Annotated in this window: 2 protein-coding genes; one reads left to right on the top strand and one right to left on the bottom strand. The window is 74.9% G+C overall.

Translation table 11 applies throughout. The features are described 5' to 3' along the window. Nucleotides 1-42 precede the first annotated feature (42 nt). On the bottom strand, nucleotides 43-699 hold the full coding sequence (locus tag H0488_RS23130) for a hypothetical protein (protein ID WP_183101520.1): 657 nt from the start codon (nucleotides 697-699) through the stop codon (nucleotides 43-45). Between the two features lie 821 nt (nucleotides 700-1,520). Here H0488_RS23130 and H0488_RS23120 point away from each other — a divergent pair. Then, nucleotides 1,521-1,838, top strand: a 318-nt coding sequence (locus H0488_RS23120) for a hypothetical protein (protein ID WP_220794922.1), incomplete at its 3' end; no start/stop codon positions are given.

Raw genomic sequence — 1,838 nt, 5'->3', positions numbered from 1 at the left:
CCGCCGGCGGGCGTCTTACTTTTCCGGTCCCACTTCCCGGGGTCAGCCCGCGACCGATTCCGGGGCGACGACGGACACCCGCGGCGTCGGTCCGTCGAACCCGAAGGGCCACAGCTCGGCCGCCGTCGGCAGCGCCTGCGCCGGGGTGAGCTTGATCGTGCGGCCGTACCTCACGCGGTAGACCCGCCGGGTTCCTGCCGCCAGCAGCCAGACGTACGGCGCCCGGGTGGCTCGCAGCTGGTGGGCGAGCTGCTGCGCCTCGCGGCCGGGCAGCCCGCCCCGCGGGCCTCGAGCGCCGTGGGACTCGAAGGTCGACACCAGCGCCACGAGCTTGGACAGCTCGAGCGCCTCTGCCCGCGCGACGCCGAGCACCAGGACCTGGCCGTCCTCGTTCACCGCCGCGAGGTCGAGCCTCAGCTCGGGGTCGGGTGCTGCGAACCGGACCGCGTTGCCGGGATAGCCCGCCTGCAGCAGCTCCACGTACGCCGCCATCAGCGGCAGCGACTCCCAGCGCGGCCGCGCCGGGTCGCCCTCCACCAGCCACGTCGCTGCCTGCCACGGGTCGAGCGTGCGCACCCGGCTCGCCGACTCCATGGTGAGGACTCCCGCGCCGAACCCCACCTCCGCCATCTTCGCGTCGCGCTCGACCAGCCGCACGGAGCGGTCGCGGTCACTGATCTCCGAGAAATCGCGTTCCATCCGTGCTGCGCAACCGCGCAACCGGGTGAGGTACGCCTCGCCCCAAGTCCCCAACCCAAGCCCTCCCAAGCTAGACGGGACGAACCTAACCGCTGGGGATCGGCCTGAGGAGCCACAAGGCAGAGGAGGGGCCGGACGATGTGGCCCCGTAGTCCGAAGGAGCCAGGACCCCGGGACCGCGCTGGCCGCCGGACCAGGACGCCCCCCAGAATGAGCCGCGATGGACAAGCAGGAGCGACGCGAGGCTCGGGACGCCGCCCGCGCGGTGAGCGCGTGGATGTCGCAGGCACGCCGGGCGCGGGAGTGGCAGCGGGCGACCCAGGAGGAGCTGCAGCGACTGCTCAACGGGTTCGCCGCGCGCCGCGTCCCGGTGACCCGCGCCGGCGAGGTGGCGTGGCACGTGACGCTGCTGTCCCGCGAGGACGCCGAGTCGCTGCTCCGCGCCCTGGTGGCCTGCGCGAACCTCCCGCAGCCAGGGCCGCAGGAGACGGCCGGTCTCCAGCAGCTCGCGTCGCACGCGCCGGCCGCGGTGAAGGCCGCCCGGGCGCTCGCACCGCTGCGGTGGTGGCTGCTCACCTCGCGCAAGGACCGCGAGCGGCTGGCCCCGCACGTGGCCTTCCTGCGCGAGTTCTTCGCCTGGGGTCTGCAGGCCAGGCTCCCCGATGCGCTCGAGCGGCTGGCCGAGCCGACGGGAGAGCTCGACCGCGCGCTGTNCCGAGCCGACGGGAGAGCTCGACCGCGCGCTGTTCTCGGTCGATGACCTCCTCGACCGGCGGCTGGGCCTCGCCGCGGCGATCGGCGCCGCCTCGGCGCCCGGTCTGGTGGACGGCACCCGCTTCGGTGAGCTCCCCCGGGCCATGGCCGACCTGCGGGCGGCGAGGGAGGAGGAGCGCGCTGCCCGGGAGGCCGTCGTCAGCGCCGTCGCCGCCTACCGGAGCCCGGCCGTGCACGCAGCGCTCGCGACCATGCCGCTGGAAGCGCTCAAGGAAGCAACGACCGGTTCGCTCCGCCTCGGCCCGCTCGCGGCCGCCGGCTTCACCTCCGTCCGGTCGGTCCTGGACCGCCAGCGCGAGCTCCGCCAGCTGCCTGGGATCGGCAGCGGCTTCCGCGACACCATCGTCGCCGCGGCCGGGGCCCTC

The sequence above is a fragment of the Nocardioides pelophilus genome, from assembly GCF_014180685.1.
GTDB classification, from domain to species: domain Bacteria; phylum Actinomycetota; class Actinomycetes; order Propionibacteriales; family Nocardioidaceae; genus Nocardioides; species Nocardioides pelophilus.
Note: the sequence above shows the minus strand (reverse complement) of the source record. Positions and strands in the feature narration are given on the sequence as shown.

What these genes read in the sequence shown, in the direction of transcription:
- H0488_RS23130 (WP_183101520.1), bottom strand. Translation starts at nt 699, where the DNA reads ATGGAACGCGATTTCTCGGAGATCAGTGACCGCGACCGCTCCGTGCGG.